This window comes from Anaerobacterium chartisolvens, from assembly GCF_003337415.1.
In the GTDB taxonomy this organism is placed as follows: Bacteria; Bacillota; Clostridia; order Acetivibrionales; family DSM-27016; genus Anaerobacterium; species Anaerobacterium chartisolvens.
Genome location: NZ_QPJT01000035.1, coordinates 16,538 through 39,569, shown reverse-complemented (window position 1 = coordinate 39,569; position 23,032 = coordinate 16,538). Strand labels below are relative to the sequence as shown.

The window sequence follows — 23,032 nt, the reverse complement described above, 5'->3', positions numbered from 1 at the left end:
CCGTTCCCATACCGAACACGGCAGTTAAGCTTCTCAGTGCCGATGATACTTGGCTGGTGACGGCCCGGGAAAGCAGGTCTCTGCCAGATCTATATTCCTCAATAGCTCAGTTGGTAGAGCATGCGGCTGTTAACCGCAGGGTCGTAGGTTCGAGTCCTACTTGGGGAGCCAAAAGGAGAGAATTTAATTCTTTCCTTTTTTTATTATTTTTTTAACATATAAAGCTTGTTTTAATTCTAATTTTCTGATAAATTCTTAGTATTGCATAAGCTTAAACTATTTTGCATAAGTTTACCGTAATATTTAAATATTTTTTAACCATTATAAATAGTATGAAGTGTAAAATGTAAATGCATTAAAATATAAGAAATTTATGCATGTGAGAATGGAAAAAAAGTCACATCAGGACTTTTTAAATAAAATAATAACTTCTAAGGAGCTGCACACTATGAAAAGAAGTGCCATTTTATGTATAGTCGTATTGGCTATGACAATATTAGTATTCGCTTCAATTACAGGATGCGGGAAAAACCCCGGTGTTAATCAGGAGGATATTGTAAAAAACGGGTCTACCTCCGACAACACTCCCCAGCAAACAACTTCCGAAAGTAACACCAATTCGCCTTCTGAGCCCGACAAGACCGGCGAAAATGAAAGTGGTGGAGTTGATAATGCGCAAAAAGAGCCTCGAAAGGCTGTAAAGGCTAAGGCTCTGTATTTAACGGGATGGACAGTGGGAAGCTCCGACAAGGTTCAACATTTTATTAATCTTGCCAAAACTACTGAAATCAACTCATACGTAATAGATATTAAGGATGATGACGGTTTGGTGGGATATGAGTCCAATGTGCCTGCTGTCAGAGAAATTAATGCATGGAAAAAGAAATACAACGCAGACAAGGTTTTAAAAGAATTTCATGATAATGGGGTATATATAATAGGCAGGTTAGTGTGCTTCAAAGACCCCGTTCTGTCGTCTGAAAAACCGGAATTGGCCATAAAGCACTCTAAGGGAGGCCTGTGGAAGGATAAGAAGGATAAAACATGGCTGAATCCATATAATAAGGATTCATGGCCGTATCTTATTGATATAGCCAGAGAAGCCGTTGATAAAGGCTTTGATGAAATACAGTTTGATTATGTAAGGTTTGCAAATGACGGAAATAAAAAAGCAATGGTTTTTGGCAACACCGAGAAGGAAAAGTACGAGGTCATAAATGACTTCCTTGCATATGCGCGCAAGGAACTTCCGGGGGTTGTTCTGTCGGCCGACGTTTTCGGGATAATATGCGAAAGTCCTGCCGACACGGAGGATATAGGGCAGTACCTTGAGCTCGTTGGAAAAGACATAGATTATATTTGTCCTATGGTATATCCTTCTCATTATGCTGTAGGGCAGCAGGTAAACGGTGTAAAATATGCAAAGCCGGATTTTGAGCCGTACGGCGTTGTATATAACAGCTTGGCAAAGGCAAAGGACAGGATAGCCAAGGTCCCTGAGTATAAAGCCAATGTGCGGCCGTATCTTCAGGATTTTACCGCTACATGGCTGGGCAAGGGGTATTACATGTCGTACGGCGCGGAGCAGGTAAAACAGCAAATAAAGGCTGTTTATGATGCAGGCTATGAGGAGTGGATATTATGGGATTCAAAAAACACATACTCCGAAGAGGCATTTTTAAAAGAGGGTAATTAGACTGGTGAATGAATATACCGAGCTTCTTGAACAAAAGGTAATGCACAAGGACGACTGCAATATATACTATTGGATATCGCGGGATTGCGGAGGTCCATGGCTTGTATTTTTGCACGGTGCAGGAACAGATCATAGAATGTTTAGTGAGCAGATACCTGTATTTGCCGGCAGATTCAAAATTCTGCTGTGGGACGCCAGAGGACATGGGTTGTCGAGACCTATGGGAAAGCAATTTAGCATAAAGCTACTGGTTTCTGATTTAATCGAAATTATGTGCAGGGAAAAGATAGATAAAGCAACTCTTATAGGCCAATCCATGGGTGGAAACACGTCTCAGGAGCTGCTTTTTTATCATCCGGACAAGGTAGAAAGCATGGTATTAATTGATTGCACCTGCAATACAATGAAGCTTTCACTTTATGAGAGGCTGCTTATGAATTCCGCACCTGTTCTATTGCGGCTATTGCCGTGGAAGTATATGGTTGTCTACTCTGCCAGAATGAGTTCGGATAAAGCCCATGTTCAAGGCTATCTGAAAGAGGTTTTCCAATTAACAGGTAAAAAGAATTTCAGCACCATGCTCTTTGAAACTATTGCCTGTATGCATTATGAAAAGAATTATAGAATAAATAGAGAGATGCTGCTTTTGTGCGGGGAAAATGACAAGCTGTGCAATATAAAGAAAGCTTCTCAAGCATGGGCGCTGCGCGAGGATAAGTGTGAATTTCATTTGATTAACGATGCGGGACATTGTTCAAATCAGGATAATTCCCATGAGCTTAATAAATGGCTGAATAAATTTTTAAGTGTGTACTATGGAATTTGTATGTAAAAATATACTGCTTTTGCAATATGACGATTTGAATACTGCATGAGGAGTCTAATGGCATTGATTAAAATAAATTAAGTTTTGCCTAAAAAAGGCTTTAAATACTAAAAGAATTGTTGATATTTTCATTGTTTTGTGTTAGGATAGTTAGTGAAAAAATTAACTAAATGCATTGTTCTAATAACTAAAGTGAAGTCTCGAAGCATTGCTATTGCAATTCGCAATAACATAAATAATCTATTTGAAGGGAGAATTTATATGACTGTAAACAAAAAGTTGCAAGATTGGGTAAAAGAGATGGCAGATATGTGCCAGCCGGATGAAATATACTGGTGTGACGGCACCGAGGAAGAAAATGAACGCCTGCTTAAGATGATGGTTGACGTAGGAATGGCTACCCCCTTAAATCCTGAAAAGCGTCCGGGGTGTTATCTGTTCCGCAGCCACCCATCCGATGTGGCCCGTGTAGAGGACAGAACCTTTATTTCTTCCAAGAATAAGGAGGATGCAGGCCCTACCAACAACTGGGTTGATCCTGACGAGCTCAAGGCCACAATGAAAGAATTGTACAAGGGCTGCATGAAGGGAAGAACGATGTATGTTATTCCATTTTCTATGGGTCCTATAGGCTCTCCAATATCAAAAATTGGTATTGAGCTTACCGATAGCCCTTATGTTGTTGTCAACATGCGCATTATGACCCGTATGGGTAAGGCTGTGCTTGAAGCTTTAGGTGACGGTGAATTCGTGCCTTGCCTTCATTCGGTAGGCGCTCCTCTCGAGGAGGGTCAGAAGGACGTGGCTTGGCCCTGCGCTCCTATAGAGAAAAAATACATCAGCCATTTCCCCGAGGAAAGGCTCATATGGTCCTACGGTTCAGGATACGGCGGAAACGCTCTCTTAGGCAAAAAGTGCTTTGCACTTCGTATTGCTTCAGTGCTTGCCCGTGATGAAGGCTGGCTGGCTGAGCATATGCTCATACTCCGTCTTACTGATCCCCAAGGAAATAAGAAGTATGTTACAGGCGCTTTCCCAAGTGCTTGCGGAAAGACAAATCTGGCAATGCTTGTGCCTACTATCCCCGGATGGAAGGTTGAAACCATTGGTGACGATATAGCGTGGATGAAGTTCGGTGAGGATGGCCGCCTGTATGCTATTAATCCTGAAGCAGGCTTCTTTGGGGTTGCTCCGGGTACTTCCATGGACTCAAATCCTAATGCTATGCACAGCACCGAGAAGAACACCATATTTACCAACGTTGCCCTTACTGATGACGGAGATGTTTGGTGGGAGGGTATAGGAACGTCTGCTCCCGATCACCTTATAGACTGGAAGGGAAATGACTGGACACCTGATTCAAAAGAGCTTGCGGCTCATGCAAACGCCCGCTTTACTGCACCCGCAGGCCAGTGCCCCGTAATTGCTCCCGAGTGGGAGGATCCGGCTGGAGTGCCTATTTCCGCAATATTGATAGGCGGACGCCGCCCCAGCACTATTCCGTTGGTTCATGAAAGTTTTGACTGGAAGCATGGAGTGTTTATGGGATCAATAATGGGTTCTGAAATCACTGCTGCAGCTATTTCCGCAAATATAGGTCAGGTTCGCCGTGACCCGTTTGCAATGCTTCCGTTCTTCGGATATAATGTTTGTGATTACTTGCAGCACTGGTTAAACATAGGTACAAAATCCACAGAGGACAAATTGCCTAAGATATTCTATGTAAACTGGTTCCGTAAGGATAGTGACGGTAAGTGGCTGTGGCCCGGATTTGGTGAAAACAGCCGCGTTCTTAAATGGGTTATTGAGAGAACCTCAGGAGAAGGAAAGGCTGTTAAGACTCCTATAGGCTATATGCCTACAGAGGATGCCCTTTACCTTGAGGGACTGGATATAAGCGCAGAGGATGTAAAGGAGCTGCTTAAGGTCAACAAGGAAGAGTGGCTTAAAGAGGTTGCTTCTATTAAGGAGCATTACGCAAAGTTTGGCGAAAAGCTTCCTAAGGAGCTGCTTTCTCAGGTTGATGCTCTTGAGAAGAGGCTTCAGGAGTAATTTTACAGTAGTATTCGGATTTGATTTACACACCTTATATGAATTTATGAATATGGACTGGCCGATAAGTTTTGGGGGAGACTTTATAAAGTTTAATCCGGCTTGTCGGCCAGTTTTATATTAATGGGAGTCTAAAATGTATAAGTATATAATATTTGATGTTGACGGAACGTTGATTAATACGGAGCAAGCTGTTTTTGCCGCTTATAGCAGGCTGATTTATGAAAAGCTGGGAAAAAAATTTACAGATGAACAAATGAAGATGGCATATGGAGTTCCCACCGGGGAGGTTTTGGTAAAGCTGGGGATTGAAAACAGCCGTGGTATGATTGACAGCTACCGCAGCTACCTCCTTGAATTTTTTGAAAAGACAAAAGCATTTGATGGGATTGAAGAAATTCTTGGTACGCTGCATGAAAAGGGCATTGCTATGGGGATAGTTTCCTCGAGAGACAAAATAGAGGTTACGCAGGACCCGTGCCTTAAAAGCCTTATGAAGTACTTTCAGCATGTAATATCCGCCGACGACACGCCAAGGCATAAGCCTCATCCCGAGCCGCTTTTAAAGGTTCTTGAGCTGATGGGTGCCGATGTATCAGAGGCTCTTTATATAGGGGATACCGTATATGATTATATGTGTGCAAGGGACGCGGGAGTGGATTTTGCTCTGGCGTTATGGGGGGCAAGAAGCCTTGAAGGGATAGAGGCTATGTATAATTTTAAGCAGCCGGGGAATATTGCAGGTGTTGTTTAATTTTATACGGAAGTTACAGGCTTTTTATGAAATCCGGCCAATACAGGGACAAACCTGCGTTGGCCGGATTTATTTATATGGTGTCATCCCTCGGAGTTTAAAGCATTGTCAATTGCCTTGAGAATTACCCGGCTACTGTTTGTAGCGCCGGAAACGGTATCTACGTTCAGAGACTGTGACTCCACTACCCTGTCAATTACCGCCTCTGCGGGTGCTCCTCTTTCGTGCTCATGTTTTATAAGCTCTATGCTTTCTATCTTATGATTATTAACTGTTACCGCCACATCAACAGCGATCATAACAGCATTGTATGAGCCGGTATATACACCGTTTTCCAGCGTGGATAAGTTTATACCGGACAGTTGTATATTTGATACCATATCCTTGTATTTTTTTAGCTGATACAGATATCTGGCCGCAAAAGCCACAGCGATAATAACTATAAAGGCGGCTATACCTAAAAACACTTTCTTGTTCATAAACATATTTCCCTCCCTTGTCATGTTGTTAATATATTACACCTAAAATGCACAATTTAATATGTAATTGTAAGCGTGGAATGTTAATTGTATATTAATTCCATGTTATGTTTTAAGTTATTAGGTGTTCACTTTTAAAACCTTTATTTTTATAGTAAAGAAATATTTAACATAAAATTAAGATGGAGTTAAAACATATGTATTATTTTGGAATATAAATACATTAAACTACAAAAAAGAAATGATAAGAAAATAAATAAGTAAAAAAATAAAACGTGTTGAAAGCAAGAGGTGGTATATATGTCTTACACACAAACATACGGACAAAACGTCAGGGATTCAGTTTTCCGTGCTATCTCAGGGATCACGGGGCATAGTATTAAAGATATTGATAACGACACATACCTTGAAAGTGATTTGGGGCTTGATTCAATAAAAACTGTTTCACTTATGACCGAGCTTATGAAGCTGGTGCCGGAGGAGCAGTCGGGCAGGTTTTCCGAGAAGTATCCTGTATCATACCTTATGTCTCTTGAGACGGTAGGCGCTATTACAGAGGTTTTTGAAGAGTGGAGCAGAAGCCCGGATGCCGGGGAAAGGGAACGGAGCCTTGAAGCAAAAGCAGCGGAAAAGCCTGCTTGTACTGTTACCGCATGTGGTATAGCAGAGAGTGTGCTTGAGAAAATAGCCGGTATAACGGGCCATAATGCAAGTCAGATCGAGAACGATATGTTTTTAGAGAGTGATTTGGGGATAGACTCTATAAAAATGGTTTCACTAATGAACGAGCTCATAAAGTTAATTCCCGAAGATGAATTGGACAGCTTTACATCAAAGTACCCTGTCTCATCTCTTATGACTTTTCAAACGGTAGGCGAAATTATAGATGCTTTTGGGGAATGGGTGCAGTGCCATAACAAAAGTATGCCAAAGAACAGGGAGTTATCCGGCAGCGGCTTGCCTCGGGAGGCTGAGAAGCTTGAGATGGTAAATGCCCAATACCCTTTTCTTGCCGCATATATGGCTGTTTCAAACATTACCATTGTTTCAGGCGTGTGCATAAGGGGGACGCTTGACGAAAAAGCGCTGTGGGATTCATGGAGAGAGGTTATTGCAAGAAATCCTGTGTTAAGAGCGGTATTTGCCGCAGGCCAAAAAGCAAAGAGCTTTGGAGACTATTCTATGATCCTTTTAGGGGACGCTACACCCCCTGCAATAGACATAGAAGACGTCAGGCATCTTGACGAGCAGCACAAAAGGGCTTTTGTTAAGAAAAGGATGGAGGATATAATTAATTCTAAATTCGATATTTTTAACTGGCCTTTGCATAATCTTCAGGCGGTATATTTAGAGAATGACAAATACGAAATTATTTTATCGGCCAATCACACAATAAGCGACGGTCTGGGAAACCATAAAATAATTGGAGAGCTTATGAGCATTTATGCCTCCAAAACAGGCAATACCCCTTTAAAGCTGCCGCAGCCCCTGATGCCGTCGGACTTTAACGATATTGCGCGCCAAATAAATAATTGGAGCGATGAGAATGAGAACAGGGAGCTGTATAATTACCTTAAAAAGCAGGGCAAGGAGAAGTACTTTTTTAATCCTTATGGGGCCGGCAAAAGTCTCCCCCAAGGCTCCTTCAAGGGAGTGGTCACATGCACTAAAAAATACAGGCTTGATGAAGAAACGGTAAATTCGCTGCTTTCATGCACCTCAGTATTTAATGCATCTCTTTTTGTCATTATTGTCAGTGCATATATAAGGACGATAAAGCAGCAGGAGCATGATAAGAATGACATGATTCTTAATCTTCCCACGGGAGGCAGGGTATATCCCAACGCCGATGCAACGGGGGTAGCGGGGTGCTTTGCTCAGAATCTGGCTTTGAGCTTTGAAACGGCTGGTGCTTGCGGCGATTGGGCAACGCTGATAGACAGTGTGAAGGAGACAATAAACCATGCGATAGCATGGGGGATTGACAGGGCTCAGGCGTTGCAAACGGCTAAAATGACTGTAGGGCAGGACATGCTGGAAAACGGAAAAATGACTGAGATGTCGTCGGCCTTTATAAGAGCCGCAATTAAATCCAACCTCTATCTTTCCTTCACAGGGAATACATATCTTGAGGAATGCTGCGGGAAGCTTGAGCTGTATGACTATGAGGCATATACATGCACTAACCCCGGTACGATAGATAATCTTGTGGAGATATTTAAGGGGCAAATATTTATAACCTCAAATTATGACGGCGGATTTTTTGATGAGGCCTATATAGATATGCTTATGGGTAAGTTTCTGGAAAACATAAGACAAGTGGCCTATGAGGGGAGCAAGCACGCGTACCGTCCCCAAAAGCAGGCGGAGCATGTAAGCTGCGACATGCAAAATACTCTTATAAGGCTTTTTGAGGAGGTTTGCGGCAGGAAGGCGTGTTCCGCCGACCTGCAAAAGGCATTGGATGCAGAGCTTGGAATGGATTCTCTTCAAAGGATACGGATGGTTTCGTTGTTGTCCAGAGAATATGAAATTAATGATAAAGGCATACTTCTGGGGGCGGGGACTCTTGCGGAAATGGGGGCAGCAATAGAAAAGGCGCATGGATCAACAGCAGGTGAGAATGCTTTGGAAGACGGCGAGGAGGATTATGAAATTCAAATTCCGTTCATGAAAATAGTACAGCAGTGCAGGCTGACTCCCGATGCTCCCGCCATAGTGTTTGAAGACAGCACGATTTCTTATGGCGCGCTTAAGGACATTACAAACAGGCTTGCAAACTTCTTAAAAGCCAGAGGCATAGGCAGGGGGGCGTTTGTGGGAATAATGGCATTGCCCGGCCCCAACATGCTGATAGGAATGCTGGCAATCCTTAAATGCGGAGCGGCATATATACCTGTCGATCCTTCCTATCCTTCCGAGCGTATACAGTACATACTGAATCATTCTAAAGTAAGCGTTATCTTAACTGAGCATATACTCCGTGAACAGTTGGCACCGCTTTTTGAAAAAACCGGGGATCTAAAGCTTGTGGCATATCTCGATGGCGGAGACAGGGCTTTAAGCCTGCCGAAAATATCACAGGTGATGAGAGGTGAATGGATAGGGCAAGCTTCAGACGAGCCGCTGTACAGCAGTGAGGCCGACGATCTTATGACTGTTCTTTATACCTCTGGCTCAACAGGAAATCCAAAAGGGGTTATGCTTGCCCACCGCGGCTATATGAACAGGCTTAAATGGCATCAGGATACATTTTCGGTAAGGCCGGGAGAAAGGGTTGCGCAGAAAACGTCATGCTGCTTTGACATATCGGTGTGGGAGCTGTTCTGGCCGCTTATGTATGGAGGAACTGTGTGCCCTGTGAGAAAGGAAACGTTGAAAAATCCGTGGAAGCTGGCAAGGTGGATTGCCGATGCAAAAATAAGCATAATGCATTTTGTACCGTCTCTTTTTGGAGAATTTATAAACGCCATTGAGGGCGATTCATATGATTTCAGTGGATTGAGATGGCTTATTTTCAGCGGAGAGGCTCTCCCGATGTCGTACATACAGAAATGGATCGACAGAAACGGAATGTCGGCAGGGCTGGCAAATTTATATGGGCCTACAGAGGCGTCTATTGACGTAACCTGCCATATAATTAACAAACGGCCGGGTGAGGACGGCGAGACTCGAATACCCATCGGAAAGCCTATAAGCGGAGTGTTTATAAAAAACCTTGATAAAAATATGAGGGAGCTGCCCAAGGGCGATATCGGAGAATTATGGATTGGAGGCGTACAGCTTGCCAAGGGATATCTGAATGATGCCGAAAAAACCTCTGCCTGCTTTATTGCCAATCCGTTTAAGGATATTCCCGGACAGTATATTTACAGGACGGGAGACCTGACCTCTGAAAATGCCGACGGAAGCTATGAATATCATGGGAGAATAGACAATCAGGTCAAAATAAGGGGCTTCAGGATTGAGCTTGGGGAGATAGAAGCGGTGCTTTGCTCTGTCCCCGGAGTGGATGAGGCGGCAGTACTTGCCGTGGGCGAGGATGACGACAGAAAGCAGCTTATGGCGTGGCTGTCCGGCAGAAGGGCCGATGATATGGAAATTAAAAATGTCGCTGCAAAAAAACTCCCGGACTATATGATTCCTCACAGAATAGAGTGGATGGACTGTCTTCCGAAAACGGCGAATGGAAAGCTTGACCGCAAGGCTTTGGAGCATACGGCTTTGAAAAAATCCGGTGTTTCATGTGCTTCCGGCGGAGAAGAGATGGGGGGAGATAAGCAGCTTAAGATGAAAACTGCTGAAGGCAGCCTGATGCCCCTGTCTCCCGCACAGAGCTGGATTATGTCATTCTTCAGCTACCCTTATGCCTGGAGCGGATATACTAGGTTTTTATATAAGCAGCCTCTCGATTTAAAGGCGTTTAATATGGCGGTAAATGAGCTGCTTGATCGCCATGATTCCTTGAGGTGCGTGTTTGTGCGGAAGGACTTTAAATGGTATCAGAAGGTGCTGCCTAAGGGAATGCCTGTTGAGGTTCGATTCTATGATGCGTGCCATATGGACGAAAATGAAAGGAATACGGCGGTAAGAGATATGATATCACAAGAGGCAAAGGAGCTTCGGATTGACCGATGGCCTCTGATACGGATTGCTGCTGTTAAGGTCTCCGACGACGTTTTTGACATTTCCGTTATAGGGCATCATCTTATATCCGACATGATAACAAACGGACTGCTGTTTAAGGAAATGTGGAAAATATACCGCAACATTTTAGAGGGTACCGGGGCGGCTTCAGTTAAACCTGTACCCTCTTATATGGATTTTGTACAGCTTGTGGAGCAGGAGAGAAAGGATAATCTTGAGGTCTATACAAAATACTGGAAGGAACAATTTCCAACGCAAATGCCTGTTTTCGGAGTGCCTATGGATCTAAGCGGCGGATCTAACAATGAGGCGTCTGCGGCAATGGAAAGCTTTACTCTTGAGAGATCCGGCACCTCTGTTCTCCTTGGCAGGGCCAAAAAGCATTTCAGCTCAAATGTATATCCTATTTTGCTTGCTCCGCTGTATAAGGCTTTGAGCAAGTCATGCAAAGGAGAGAGAGTAATCGTAAGCCACAGGATGCATGGAAGGGATCTTGGAAAGGGAAGAACCTTCTTTGATACCCCCGGAAATTTTGCAATAAACTTTCCCCTGCCTGTCAGCGTAGGTGAAAATGATACATGGCAGCGATTGGTGGATAAAATAAGAGACGGACTTGACAAAACTCCGCTTAACGGCATAAGCTATGACCTTGCGGCCGAAAGCCTGCCGGCATATATGTATCCCGATGAGAGGCTGACGGCAGTAAGGGCAAACTATCTTGGAAACAGGGATTTGATGGGTGAGGGTGTATTTGGGTTCACAAAGGAGGATTCGGACAGGAGGCTTTCAGACCCTGATCAAAAGAGAATATCTGTCCTTGAGGTTTTCTTTTCCATATGTAACGGCAGCCTTACTGTAGAGCTGGAATATTCTAAAAATTATTATTCCCAAGACGTAATAAGCAGGATTGGAAATGAGTACATGGAGGAATTGAAGCAAATGCTCCTATTGGTTGAGGCAGAAGAATTGCGGCCTATTAAGGTGCCGGGAGAATATCGCAGGGCTTCCGGAAATCTTACAGGAAGAGTTGCCGTAGTTACAGGAGGCGGAAGAGGACTTGGCAGGGCTATAGCCCTTTCTATGGCAAGGGAGGGAGCAAATATCGCCGTTATAGGGCGCACCATGAGCTCACTGCAGAAAACGGCGGATGAAATTATGAGAACAGGCGCGGAGGTGATTGCTCTGTCTGCCGATGTAAGCGACTATAACTCGGTAGTGCGGGCGGTAAATAGAATTGTTGAGAGGTTTGGAAGAATTGATATTCTTATAAACAATGCCGGAATTACAAAGATGGTTTCTGTCATGGACTCAAATCCCGAGGAATGGCAGAGCATTGTCAAGGTAAATCTTTTCGGGAGCTATAATTTTTGCCGCGCGGTAGTGCCTCATATGGTAAAGCAGAGCGCCGGCAAAATCATTAATATAGGCTCGGATTCATCCTTTATAGGATATCCTCTAATGAGCGCTTACGCTGCATCCAAGCACGGCATACTGGGAATAACAAGGTCGATGTCGGAGGAGCTTAAGCACCAAAACATACAGGTGAATGCCGTGTGCCCCTCCTTTGTCGATACAGGAATGGCTCCCGCAGCCTTCAGGGATAAGGCTATGCATCCTGAAAAGGTGGCGGATACTGTTGTGTTTCTTGCGTCCTCAAAATCGGATTGTATTTCGGGAGAGGCATTGAAGGTATACGGAAAGCAGGACATGTATTGGTTTGGTTCTAAGCAGGCATCGCTTTTTAATCAGGTTTTGAAGGGGTAGGGGCATAGCGTATGAATACGGAATTTAAGAAGAACTCTTTTTTTGCCGGAGGCAAGGCGGTATACTATGCAGTAGCCCTGCTTGTGGGAGGCGCGGTGGGAATAATAAACCCTCTGGTTACTGCCCACATGACGGTTAAAAACACCGGCAATGTATGGATAGGAATAGTGTCCTCCTCTTATTTCATATTTTTATCTGTCGGAGCGGTAATTATTAACAATAAAATGAAGGGCAGGGATGTAAGGAATATTATTGTTGCCGGGCTGTGTATTGCAGCCCTTTGCACCTTTTTATTCCCGTTTGTGCACAACACTGTTGTATGGCTTTTGCTGATGTGCTTTACCGGAATAGGTATAAGCTTTAACATGGTAGGCATACAGGCGGCGCTGCACAGCTCGTCGCCGGATGATTCCAGAAGTGCTGTCAGCGGCATGTACAGCCTTCTTTTTGCGTCGGGATTTGTGATAAGCTCTGTCACCGGCTCCTTAATATACGCACGGCTTGCGTGGGCGGCTTTTGCTGCCGGAGGAATATATCTGATTGCGGCTGTTGCATTAATAAGGCTTGGCTTGAAGGAGGTGCACACCATACCCGCGGGTGCCGGGGAAAAGGTGTTTTCAAAAATATTTACCGCTCTGTGCGGCTCCTTTGCATATGGATTTTCAGAAACAACGCTTGTGTCCCTTTACCCCCTGTTCCTTTTAAAGCAGGGCTACAGTGTGGATGCTATGGGCTATGCCCTTGGAATATTCGTAATAGGGTGCATTACAGGAATCGTTCCTGTTACGAGGATGTCGGACAGGATGGGGAGAAGCAGGTGCCTTTTTATAATTATACTGGCATCCTTTGCCGCGATTTTTGGGATAGTAATGCTTGATAATTTTATACTGAGAATGGCATTTTCATTTATTGCCGGCTTTGCTCTGGGGCCTGTGTATCCCCTTTCACTTGCCATGTCGGTTCAGGATTTGCCGCATAGCGAGATTTCGTCGGGCACTGCGATGTTCACGTTTTCGTATGGAATAGGCTCCGCCGCAGGCCCGTTTCTTTCATCCTTGCTTATGAACGCTCTGGGTAATAATCACATATTTACGTTGAGCTTTGTTCTTTTTGCGGCATTTCTTGTGCTTATGGCATTGACGCGAGGACTGAAGCAGGGTGTGCGGAGCGCACAGGAGAAGGAAGAGGATTCCGAATTTTCGGATTTTTATATTAATTCACCACAAGGAGGTATTGAGAATGAAAAGTGATCAGAAAAATAAGGATGTAAAGCTGTCTTGCCGCAAGGGAGCTGATATAGACGGGTGGCTGAGGAGCAAGGGAAATATAGCCAGAATACTTATTGACGCGGCTCATGGCACAGCAAAAAACGGAATTACATTTATTCAGGATAACGACGCCGAGCTTTTCCTGTCATACGAAGAAATACTTAAAAAATCCACCGAGCGTTTGGGTGCCATGCAGCATTGCGGACTGAAGGCGGGGCAGTATGTACTGCTTATACTTGATGACAATGTGGAATTTTTGATAACCTTCTGGGCATGTCTTCTAGGGGGTATTATTCCCGCACCTCTTGCATACCCTCCCTCTATCAAGAAAAAAAATGCGTCTCTGGAAAAAATGCTTTCGGTATGGAGCATATTAAAGAAGCCTGTTATAATATCAGACTTTAATATGAAGCAAAAGGAGAATGATATTGGGGAAGTGTTCCAAACGGATGAGCTCAAGGTGATTGACTCCGCTTCTTTGAAGGAGAGTGCGCGGCAGGGGGAAATAAGCCTTGCTGAACCGCATACGACGGCTTTTATACAATTCAGCTCGGGTAGCACAAACATACCGAAGGGTGTTGTTCTTACACATGACAATTTACTTGTAAATATAGAGGGAATAATAAGGGGGGGAGGGTTTACATGTAATGACAGTATGCTGGGGTGGATGCCGTACCATCATGATATGGGGCTGATAGGCTTTATGCTTGCGCCTATGTCGATAGGAATTAATCTTATAAATATTACACCCTTCAAGTTTGTTAAAAGGCCTACGCTGTGGCTTGATACCGTTACAAAGCATAAGGCAACCATTACCGGCTCTCCTAATTTTGGATACAGGCTGCTGCTAAGAAAGGCAAAGGAAGAAAATTACAAAAAATGGGATTTAAGCTCGCTAAGGCTGTTGTTTAATGGCGCCGAGCCTATATCGGTGTCTCTTATGCATGAGTTTACAAATTCCCTTCTGCCTTGCAGGCTTTCTCCCACAGCCATGTTCCCCGTATACGGAATGGCGGAGGCATGTCTTGCGGTATGCTTTTCACCTTTAGGCAAGCCCGCCCTGCACCACTGTGTAAGCCGTAAAAAGCTTACGGGAGAGGCGAAAGCCGTCAAGGTTCCTGCCGGAAGGAGGGATGCCTTGCTTTTAGCCGACGAGGGGTATCCCGTTCCGGGCATAAGTGTAAGAATTGCAGATGAGCATGGTGAGGTTGTGCAGGAGGGTACTGTGGGGGAAATACAGATAAGCGGGCCTAATGTCACGTCCGGGTATATAAACAACCCCGAGGCCACTAAAAGCAGCTTTCAGGATGAATGGCTCAAAACGGGGGATATGGGTTTTATGCAGGGAGGACGGCTGACCGTTACAGGGAGAATCAAGGATGTAATTTTTGTAAACGGTCAGAATTTTTTTGCTCATGATATAGAATCAAAAATTGAAGAGGTGGAAGGCACCGAAAGCGGAAGATTTGCAGTGTGCGGGTGGCATGATGAGGCGGAAGGCCGTGAAAAGGTGGGGCTTTTCTCAAGTATGCGTATGGGAGATAAGGACGCGGGCTCTTTCTATGCCTCCATAGTTGAGCATGTGAACCAGACTATTGGAATACCTATAGACTATATAATAAGCATACCCTTAATACCTAAAACAACCAGCGGAAAGATCCAGAGGTTCAGAATGGTAGAGGGCTTTAAAAACGGGGAGTTTTCAGCAGGCACAATAGATGCTGCAAGGCTGGCACTGGAGCACGGCATTGGAAGCCAAAGGAGGAAGGAGTCAAAGTCAGATGACGGTGAAGGCCGCATCACAGAAAGAATAACTGATATATGGGCGGAGGTATTGGGAAGGCCATGCGGCACAATTCCTCCCGACGCACCCTTCCTTTCGCTGGGTGGCACTTCAATAAAGGCCATTCAGATACTCAGCCTTATGGAGGAGGAATTTAAAATTGAGCTTACGCATGACATTCTCATAAGCTGCCATACTGTCGGTGAAATGGGCAGGTATATTGAGCGGCTTAAAGGCTGTGAAGATACCGATAAAGAGACGGAAAGGCATAAAGAAGCAGAGGTGCAAGGCTATGCGGAGGATGAGGATATAGCAATTGTAGCCGCTGTATGCCGCTTCCCCGACGCTGATTCTCCCGAGGCCTTCTGGGAGAATGTTGTGGAGGGAAGGTGCAGTATAAGGGAGATTCCCAAGGACAGGTGGGATATTGACGCATATTATTCCCCAACTCCCGCAGAGGGAAGGACAAATTGCAGGACAGGGGCTTTTATAGCTAACCCGTATGACTTCGACTGTAAATTTTTTAATATTACGGACGAGGAAGCGGCGGTAATGGACCCGCAGCAGAGAATAATGCTTGAGCTGTTTTACGAGCTGCTGGAAAGAGCGGGATATACAAGGCAGGATGTCAGCGGAAAAAGAGTGGGACTGTTTGTGGGAGCAAGCACAAACAGCTACTATGAGTATCACTTAAGCACTCTTAGCAGCAAGCAGCTTCAGGGCTTTGAAAGCTTCTCCGCGCTGTCTTTGCAGCAGCAGGAGGCCATTATGTCGGAGTGGAAGGGTACCTTCGGGGTGACACAGACACACCCAAACCTTCTGGTGGATAACATTTTAAATATGATATCCGCAAGAACCTCTCAGGAGTTTAACCTGAAGGGCCCGAGCATGGTGGTGGACACGGCGTGCTCATCGTCTCTTGTGACACTTCATCTGGCCTGTGAGGCACTTAAAAGGGGAGAGTGCGATATGGCGGCAGTGGGCGGAATAAGCCTTTTGCTTACGCCCACTCCATATGTCTATTTCAGCAGCGCGGGGGCACTTTCGGCATCGGGACGCGCAAGGGTTTTTGATGAAGAGGCGGACGGCTTTGTACCGGGCGAAGGCGCGGGCTTAGTTATGATTAAGACGCTTTCTAAGGCCGTGGCGGACGGTGACAGGATAATGGCTGTAATAAAGGGCAGCATGGTGAACAATGACGGACATTCAATAGGAGTTATGTCACCCAATCCCGATGGCCAAAGAGAAGTGATAGAACGCCTTTATGAGTCGAGGGGAATAGACCCTTCGGAAATTCAATATGTCGAGGCGCACGGTACAGGAACTAAAATAGGCGACCCGAGCGAAATAAGGGCGCTTTCCAATGCCTTTGCCGGCTGGAAGCCGCAGGGACAGTCTATTGCAGTAGGCTCTGTTAAGGCCAATATAGGTCATCTCTTAAGCGCAGCGGGCATTGGCAGCCTTATAAAGATTGTTATGGCACTTTTAAATAAAAAGCTTCCTCCTATGGTTAATACAAAAACCCCTAATCGGATAATTAACTTCGAGAAAACCCCCTTCTACCTCGTTAAGGAGGCAAAGGCATGGGAGCGGGATAACGGGAAGGCGCGAAGGGCGGCGATAAACTCCTTCGGCTTCGGGGGAACCAATTGCCATGTGGTGCTGGAGGAATATACCGGCGCTGCGCCGTCGGATGTACCCTGCGCGTCGGAGCTTCCGGCGCATGTACTGTGCCTTTCCGCCGCCAGCACAAGCTCTCTTGCGACTAAAGCGGAAAATCTTTTGAATTTTATCAAATCCAGCCCCGCGTGCAGACTGGCTGATATTTGCCATACCGAAAATATTTCGCGCACAGGCATGAAATACAGGTGTGCAATTACCGCATCCTCCGCCGGGGAGCTGCTTCGCAGGCTGGAGGGTGTAAAAGCGCACGAGGCCGCTCCTGCACAAAAGCATAAGACGGTTTTTATGTTTACGGGACAGGGATCTCAATACGTGGGAATGGCCAGAAGCCTATACCTTAGCATACCCTCCTTCAGACACATTGTGGATGAATGCGGGGAGGCCTTTCGGCCTTATATGGATAAAGAGATTACACAACTGATTTATGGAGAGGATGCGTCTGAGGAGGCTCTTTGCAAGACCGATATTACACAGCCGATTATTTTTACAATTGATTATTCAGTAGGCAAATACCTTATGAGCATAGGCATACAGCCCGATTTCATGCTGGGCCACAGCATAGGGGAATGGGCGGCGGCGTGTCTTGCCGGTGCGGTAAGCTTAAAGGATGCCGCAAGGGCTGTTTCAGCCAGAGGAAGGCTTATGAGCCAATTGCATTCCGCAGGAGCAATGGCTGCGGTATTTGCTCCATCGGCTGCGGTTGAGGCCGCTGCTAAGGGGATTGCCGACGGCTTGTGTATTGCGGGATATAATATAAGCCATCAGGTTGTATCGGGATCTTCGGAAAGGGTGGAGGAGCTTATAGCAATTCTTAATAACAGGGGAGTGGGATATAAGAGGCTGAATGTATCTCACGCGTTCCACAGTCCTTTGATGGAGCCTATGCTTGAGGCGTTTGAAAATGAGCTTAAGGATATAAGGTTTTCGGTTCCCCATATACCTGTTGTTTCAAATGTCACGGGGACAGTGATGGAGGAAGCACCCGATTGCGGCTACTGGATGAGGCATATTACATCTTCCGTGGAATTTGAGCAAAGCATATGCCAGCTTAAGGAAAAGGGAGCGGATGTGTTTATTGAAGCGGGGCCTGACAGGACGCTTACGGGAATGGTAAATGCCGCGCCGTTTGGCAGGGATATTACCGCTATATCATTGATAGACAGAAAGAGGGCTTCGCTTGAGGCGTTTATGGATTCACTGGGAAGGATGCATACGTCGGGCTTGAAAATTAACTGGAGAGAGTTTGAAAAGGACTTTGCACACAAAATAATAGATCTGCCGGTATATCCGTTTGACAGAAAGACCCTGAAGCCGGATTTCGGAGACAGACGGGGCAGGCAGGAGCATGTAGAATGGTTTTATGAATGGGTATGGAGTGCTGAGAGCAATGCTGCAAAAAATACAGTGCCGCAAGGGGCGGTGCTGGTATTTAACGATGGAAAAGCCGGAACGGGGCTTAATAATTTCTTTGAGCGCCAAGTAAATCCGGTGTATTTTATATCGTCGGGGGATAAATTCAGTTTTGACGGGGAGAATGCTTTTAAAATTGAGTCCGGAAGCTTCGAAGACTATAAAAGGGTTTTTGACAATATCCCGCAAAAGGCATCTGTAATAATACACCTGTGGAATTATACCGACAAAAGGGACTGTGAGGATTTGTCCTGTGGGGATATCCCTGCGGCGGCAATGAGCGTAATTAATATAAGCAAGGCGGCTGTTGACAGAGGCTTAAAAGATATATCAATGATGATTGTGACGGATAATTTATTCAGCCCCAAGGGTGAGTCGATGCACGGCAATCCGTTTCAGGCAATCGGTTCGGTATTCGGGCAGGCTGCCGCAGAGGAAAACAGCGGGATAGCTGCCGTTGTAATTGATGTGGACATGAGCGAATATAATACAGACCTACAATTGTCGGAGCTGCTTTTCACACAAGCCGGTTTAGAGTGGAATTCCGAGGCTGTTATAGCGGTAAGAGGCGGAACCCGCTACTTGAGGGGGCTTGAAAGAGTGAGGAATATGTCCGGCAACGGCGAAATAACAATCTCCGACGGTGACACATATCTCATAACGGGAGGGACAAGCCCGGTAGCAGGTGAAATTGCGTCGGCACTGGCAAAGCAGGCCAGAATAAACCTCGTACTGACGGGAAGGGGCAGCCTGCCGGACGGAGAGGAAAGCGGTGATTCGGCTGTAATCAGGAAGAGAGGCGTTATTGCGGCACTTCAGGGGATGGGTGCAAGTGTAAGCTATATTACGGCGGATGTATGCGACGAGGCAGCCATGAGGAGAGCCGTAGAGCAGGCAAACAGAGAATTCGGCCCCATACATGGCGTGATACATGCGGCAGGAGAGCTGGATTCTTCAGGCTTTAAGCTTTTGCACAAGGGACAGGAAGTGTTGAAAAGGGTTATGCGGCCCAAGGTAAGAGGCACAATAATAACTGACATGGTTACCAGAGACCAGCCCCTTAAGTTTTTTGCAATGCTGTCCTCTGTGTCGGCATCAAAAACGGCATGGTGCGCCGGGCTTGGAGATTATGCCGCTGCAAACGCTTTCCTTGACAGCTATGCGTGCGTGAGGAGAGATAAAAAATTCCCCGGGCATACCGTTGCAATAAATTATTCACTGTGGGACGAAAAGGGAATGGGCGAGCATGTGGGAGATATTTCCCGCATTGCCGTTAAGGCACAGGGACTTAAGCCCCTTCCTCCTGCAGGTGCTGCTGAGGCGTTTTTGGCTTCCATATCCTGCGAGAGAAAGAATGTTATTCATGTTTTTGACACTATGGAGGCAGACGGGCATTACAAGCAGGCAAAGGAAGGAGGTATTCCAGCTTCAAATAAGGCGGTGCAGGCCGCAAGGCGCTTCGAAAACCCCAGAGAAGCGGGAAGGATAGTGTATGAAATAATAGCCCGCAGCCTGGATATTCCTGTAGAAAGGCTTGACACCTCTGCAAATTTCATGGAAATAGGAATTGATTCCATTAAGGCTACAAAGGTGATAAGCAGTATAGGCAACGCTTTGGATATGGAGCTTTACCCTACGCTTATTTTTGAGTACCAGACACCCGAAGCTCTTGCGGAATACATTCAGGAAGCGCTTTTACAAAGCACGTTTTCACAAAGCGCGCTTTTACAAAATACGTCTTTGGGAGAGGGAAGGACCCAAGCTTTAAGCAGTGTGGCGGATGACACCTCTCAAAGCACATGCGACGGGGATATTGCCATTGTGGGGATAGGCCTTAGAATACCGGGAGCCGATAGCCTTGAACGGTATTGGGACATACTGGTAAATGGCAAATGTGTAATAGAAGACACACCTAAAGAAAGATGGGACGCGGATGAGCATTTTAACGACAAGGGAGATTCCCTATTTACCACATACGTTAAAAGAGGGGGCTTTATAAAAAAGCCGTTTGATTTTGACCCTCTGTTCTTTGGAATATCGCCTAATGAAGCGGGAGTAATCGATCCGCAGCAGAGAATTTTTCTGACCGCGGCATGGGATGCGATGCAGAACGCAGGCTGTGCCTCACGGTACAGGACAAGCAAAATAGGTGTGTTTGCAGGCTCGGAGCAAAATACATATATGGAGCATTTCTCAGGCTACAGAGCCTATATGCTTATTAAGAAAAGGCTTGCGCAAAACAGCAGCTTTAATATGCTGAGCGGTGAAGGGCAAAGGGAGGTTTTAAAGGATGTGGTAAATATACTGAGTCCGGGAGACCTTGTAGCGGACGCTGTGGCAGGAAACGGAATGAATCAGATAGCCGCGAGGGTAAGCCACTGCCTCAATTTAACCGGCCCCAGCCTGATAGTAAATTCGGCCTGCTCATCATCCCTTGTGGCTGTGCATATGGCGTGCGAAAGCATACGCTCAGGGCAGTGTGAAATGGCAGTTGCGGGGGGCGTAAACTTAAACCTTTCTCCCATGCCGTTTGTATGCTTAAGCAGGGTTACCGCCCTGTCGCCAAGCGGAAACTGCTTTCCGTTCGACAGGAGAGCCGACGGAATGGTTCTGTCGGAGGGCGCGGGAGCTATACTTCTAAAGCCTCTTAAAAAGGCAATGGAGGAAGGCGACAATATATATGCCGTAATAAAGGGATCCTCGGTGAACAATGACGGACGCTCGCAGGGAATAACGGCACCAAGGCCACAAGGACAGGCGGAGGCTATAACAGCGGCATACAGGAGCTGTGGAATAAACCCCGAGACTGTTTCATATATTGAGACTCACGGAACCGGTACCCCTCTGGGCGACCCTATAGAGATTGAAGGAATGACGAGGGCCTTTAATTCGTTTACAGACAAAAAGAGCTTTTGCGGGGTTGGCTCGGTTAAATCGTCAATAGGGCATATGCTTTCGGCGGCTGGAATTATAAGCCTTATAAAGGTGGCTCTTGCTCTTAAAAATAAAACAATTCCCCACACAGTAAACTATCTTGAGTCAAATCCTAACATAAACTTTTTAAACACTCCCTTTTATGTGGTTAATAATGAGCCAAGGAAATGGGAAAGTGAAGCGGAGCACCCCTTGCGTGCCGGTGTTAATGCCTTCGGGTTCGGGGGCACAAATGCGCATGTGGTGCTTGAGGAGGCACCCCAAAGACAGCAGGCCGGTACTGCGGAGGATTGCGGCGGGCCTCTGCCGCTGTTTATCACAGCAAGAACCGATGAGGTAGCCCGGCATATAGCTGCGCGTCTTAAGGAACACGTACTGTCCAATGAGAAAATAAGTGCGCGGGAGGTGTGCCTTTCAATGTATAATTCGCAGAAGGAAATGGCTTGCAAATATATGGCCTCGGTGCATTCGAGACAAAGCCTTGTGGATTCTCTCGCGAGAATAGAAAAGGGATATGATTTGCAGGGTATAATAAAGGGGCGGTCGAATCCTAACAAGCAGACCTCCCTGCACATAGCCGCAGATGACAGTGCGGTAGCGGGCAGCGAATTTGAAGAAGCTCTGAAAAGCCGCTTTGATATATTCCGGCACAGTATAGAGGAGTGCCGGAGCATTTGCGGCACAGTAATAAAAACGGAGGATGCAGGTGTTGAAAAAAGAATGGGGATATTATCGTTCCATTACGCCTTTGGCTCCTTGCTGAAGGATATGGGGCTAAAGCCTGATTCTGTAACGGCAGGCGGGGTGAGCGCTGTCGCATGGGCTGCCTTGAAGGGGGTAATTACCGTTGAACAGGCTGCGGCGTCGATAGCGGGTCAGGATATTGATGCTCTTTCGGAGGAATCCGCGCCTAAAGTGCTTGAGAAATACCAAATATACACCCCGCATGGTGTAATTTCTGAAAAAGAGCCCGGCGTCAGCGGCATATTAAAAAATTGTGCGGCATGTACCGAAAGCGTTGCAGAGAGACTTAAGGAGTTTGCCGGGAAGAAGGACACGGTGGTTTATATAGGAAATTCACATGAAGCTGTAAATGCGTTTGCAGCACCCCAAAGCAAGGCCGCGCTTGCATGGGTAGACACCTCGGCAAACGCTGTGGATGCCGTTATGCAAATGCTTATGACGCTGTGTGTGTCGGGTGCGGCGGTTAATGTCAATAAATTTTTCGGGGCGGGCAGAAGGATTATGCCGCTTCCCCCATACCCCTTTGAAAACGGTACATATAAGGCGGGCTTTACCGATGAATTCCAGTGTGCCTCAGACCAAATCGAAATAGCGCCACAAAATTCCGAACAGACACGGCATATGGGGACACGGCAGGGCTTGAAAAGCATAAACGTTATAGATGAGCTGGATTCCAGAAAAAGAAAGGAAAGCCTTGAGGCATTGAAACGGGAGCTGGGAGCTTCACCTGAAGATGAGCTGTGCGGGTAAGTAAGAGGGGCAGACCAATGTGTCTGCCCTTCCCATTTTTCGGGGACAGTCTCCGGGTTTTTAGTAATCTTTAGTTCTTGCAAAAAAGTAGCGAAGGAATCTTGGGGACGGATTCCTGTGCTTCCGCAGCGCAGCGTAGGACCGAAGGGAAAGCATAGGAACCGTACCCCATGATGCCGTAGCGGTGGCAAGCTGCAGTTTCTCAAATAACTCTGGAGTTTCCACACAGTCTGCAATCCCCG

At 46.1% G+C, this 23,032-nt stretch carries 8 protein-coding genes, 1 tRNA gene and 1 rRNA gene; 9 read left to right on the top strand and 1 reads right to left on the bottom strand.

The genetic code is table 11. The features are described 5' to 3' along the window. From rrf to DFR58_RS19560, 6 genes are all read left to right on the top strand, one after another. A 5S ribosomal RNA gene (gene rrf / locus DFR58_RS19585) occupies positions 1 to 89 on the top strand; the annotation flags it as partial. A 6-nt stretch (positions 90 to 95) separates the two neighbouring features. Then, positions 96 to 171, top strand: a tRNA-Asn gene (locus tag DFR58_RS19580). Positions 172 to 448: 277 nt separating this feature from the next. Next, positions 449 to 1,696 (top strand): putative glycoside hydrolase, encoded by a 1,248-nt coding sequence (locus DFR58_RS19575; RefSeq protein WP_207659289.1) that lies wholly within the window; start codon positions 449 to 451, stop codon positions 1,694 to 1,696. Positions 1,697 to 1,700: 4 nt separating this feature from the next. After that, a complete protein-coding gene (locus DFR58_RS19570; RefSeq protein WP_242987737.1) occupies positions 1,701 to 2,528 on the top strand; it encodes an alpha/beta fold hydrolase in 828 nt (275 codons plus the stop codon). A gap of 255 nt (positions 2,529 to 2,783) precedes the next feature. Then, the gene (locus tag DFR58_RS19565; protein WP_114299846.1) at positions 2,784 to 4,574 is read left to right on the top strand and encodes a phosphoenolpyruvate carboxykinase (GTP); all 1,791 of its coding nucleotides are present in this window, start codon (positions 2,784 to 2,786) and stop codon (positions 4,572 to 4,574) included. 136 nt (positions 4,575 to 4,710) lie between these two features. Beyond that, on the top strand, positions 4,711 to 5,328 hold the full coding sequence (locus tag DFR58_RS19560) for an HAD family hydrolase (protein ID WP_114299844.1): 618 nt from the start codon (positions 4,711 to 4,713) through the stop codon (positions 5,326 to 5,328). A gap of 83 nt (positions 5,329 to 5,411) precedes the next feature. Here the strand turns inward: DFR58_RS19560 and DFR58_RS19555 are convergent, their stop codons facing one another. Beyond that, positions 5,412 to 5,807: an FMN-binding protein gene (locus DFR58_RS19555; RefSeq protein WP_170138239.1), complete on the bottom strand. Its 396-nt coding sequence runs from the start codon at positions 5,805 to 5,807 to the stop codon at positions 5,412 to 5,414. Positions 5,808 to 6,107: 300 nt separating this feature from the next. On the opposite strand from DFR58_RS19555, the gene DFR58_RS19550 reads away from it, so the two are divergent. Genes DFR58_RS19550 through DFR58_RS19540 form a run of 3 tightly spaced genes read left to right on the top strand, consistent with a single transcriptional unit; the run spans position 6,108 to position 22,790 of the window. Next, a complete protein-coding gene (locus DFR58_RS19550; RefSeq protein ID WP_114299840.1) occupies positions 6,108 to 12,218 on the top strand; it encodes a non-ribosomal peptide synthetase in 6,111 nt (2,036 codons plus the stop codon). Between the two features lie 11 nt (positions 12,219 to 12,229). Next, positions 12,230 to 13,468 carry an MFS transporter gene (locus DFR58_RS19545; RefSeq protein ID WP_114299838.1) on the top strand — a complete coding sequence of 413 codons (1,239 nt, stop codon included), beginning with the start codon at positions 12,230 to 12,232 and terminating at the stop codon, positions 13,466 to 13,468. Then, positions 13,458 to 22,790, top strand: a complete 9,333-nt coding sequence (locus tag DFR58_RS19540; protein WP_114299836.1) for a type I polyketide synthase — start codon at positions 13,458 to 13,460, stop codon at positions 22,788 to 22,790. Before DFR58_RS19545 ends, DFR58_RS19540 begins: the two co-directional genes overlap by 11 nt. Positions 22,791 to 23,032 lie beyond the last annotated feature (242 nt).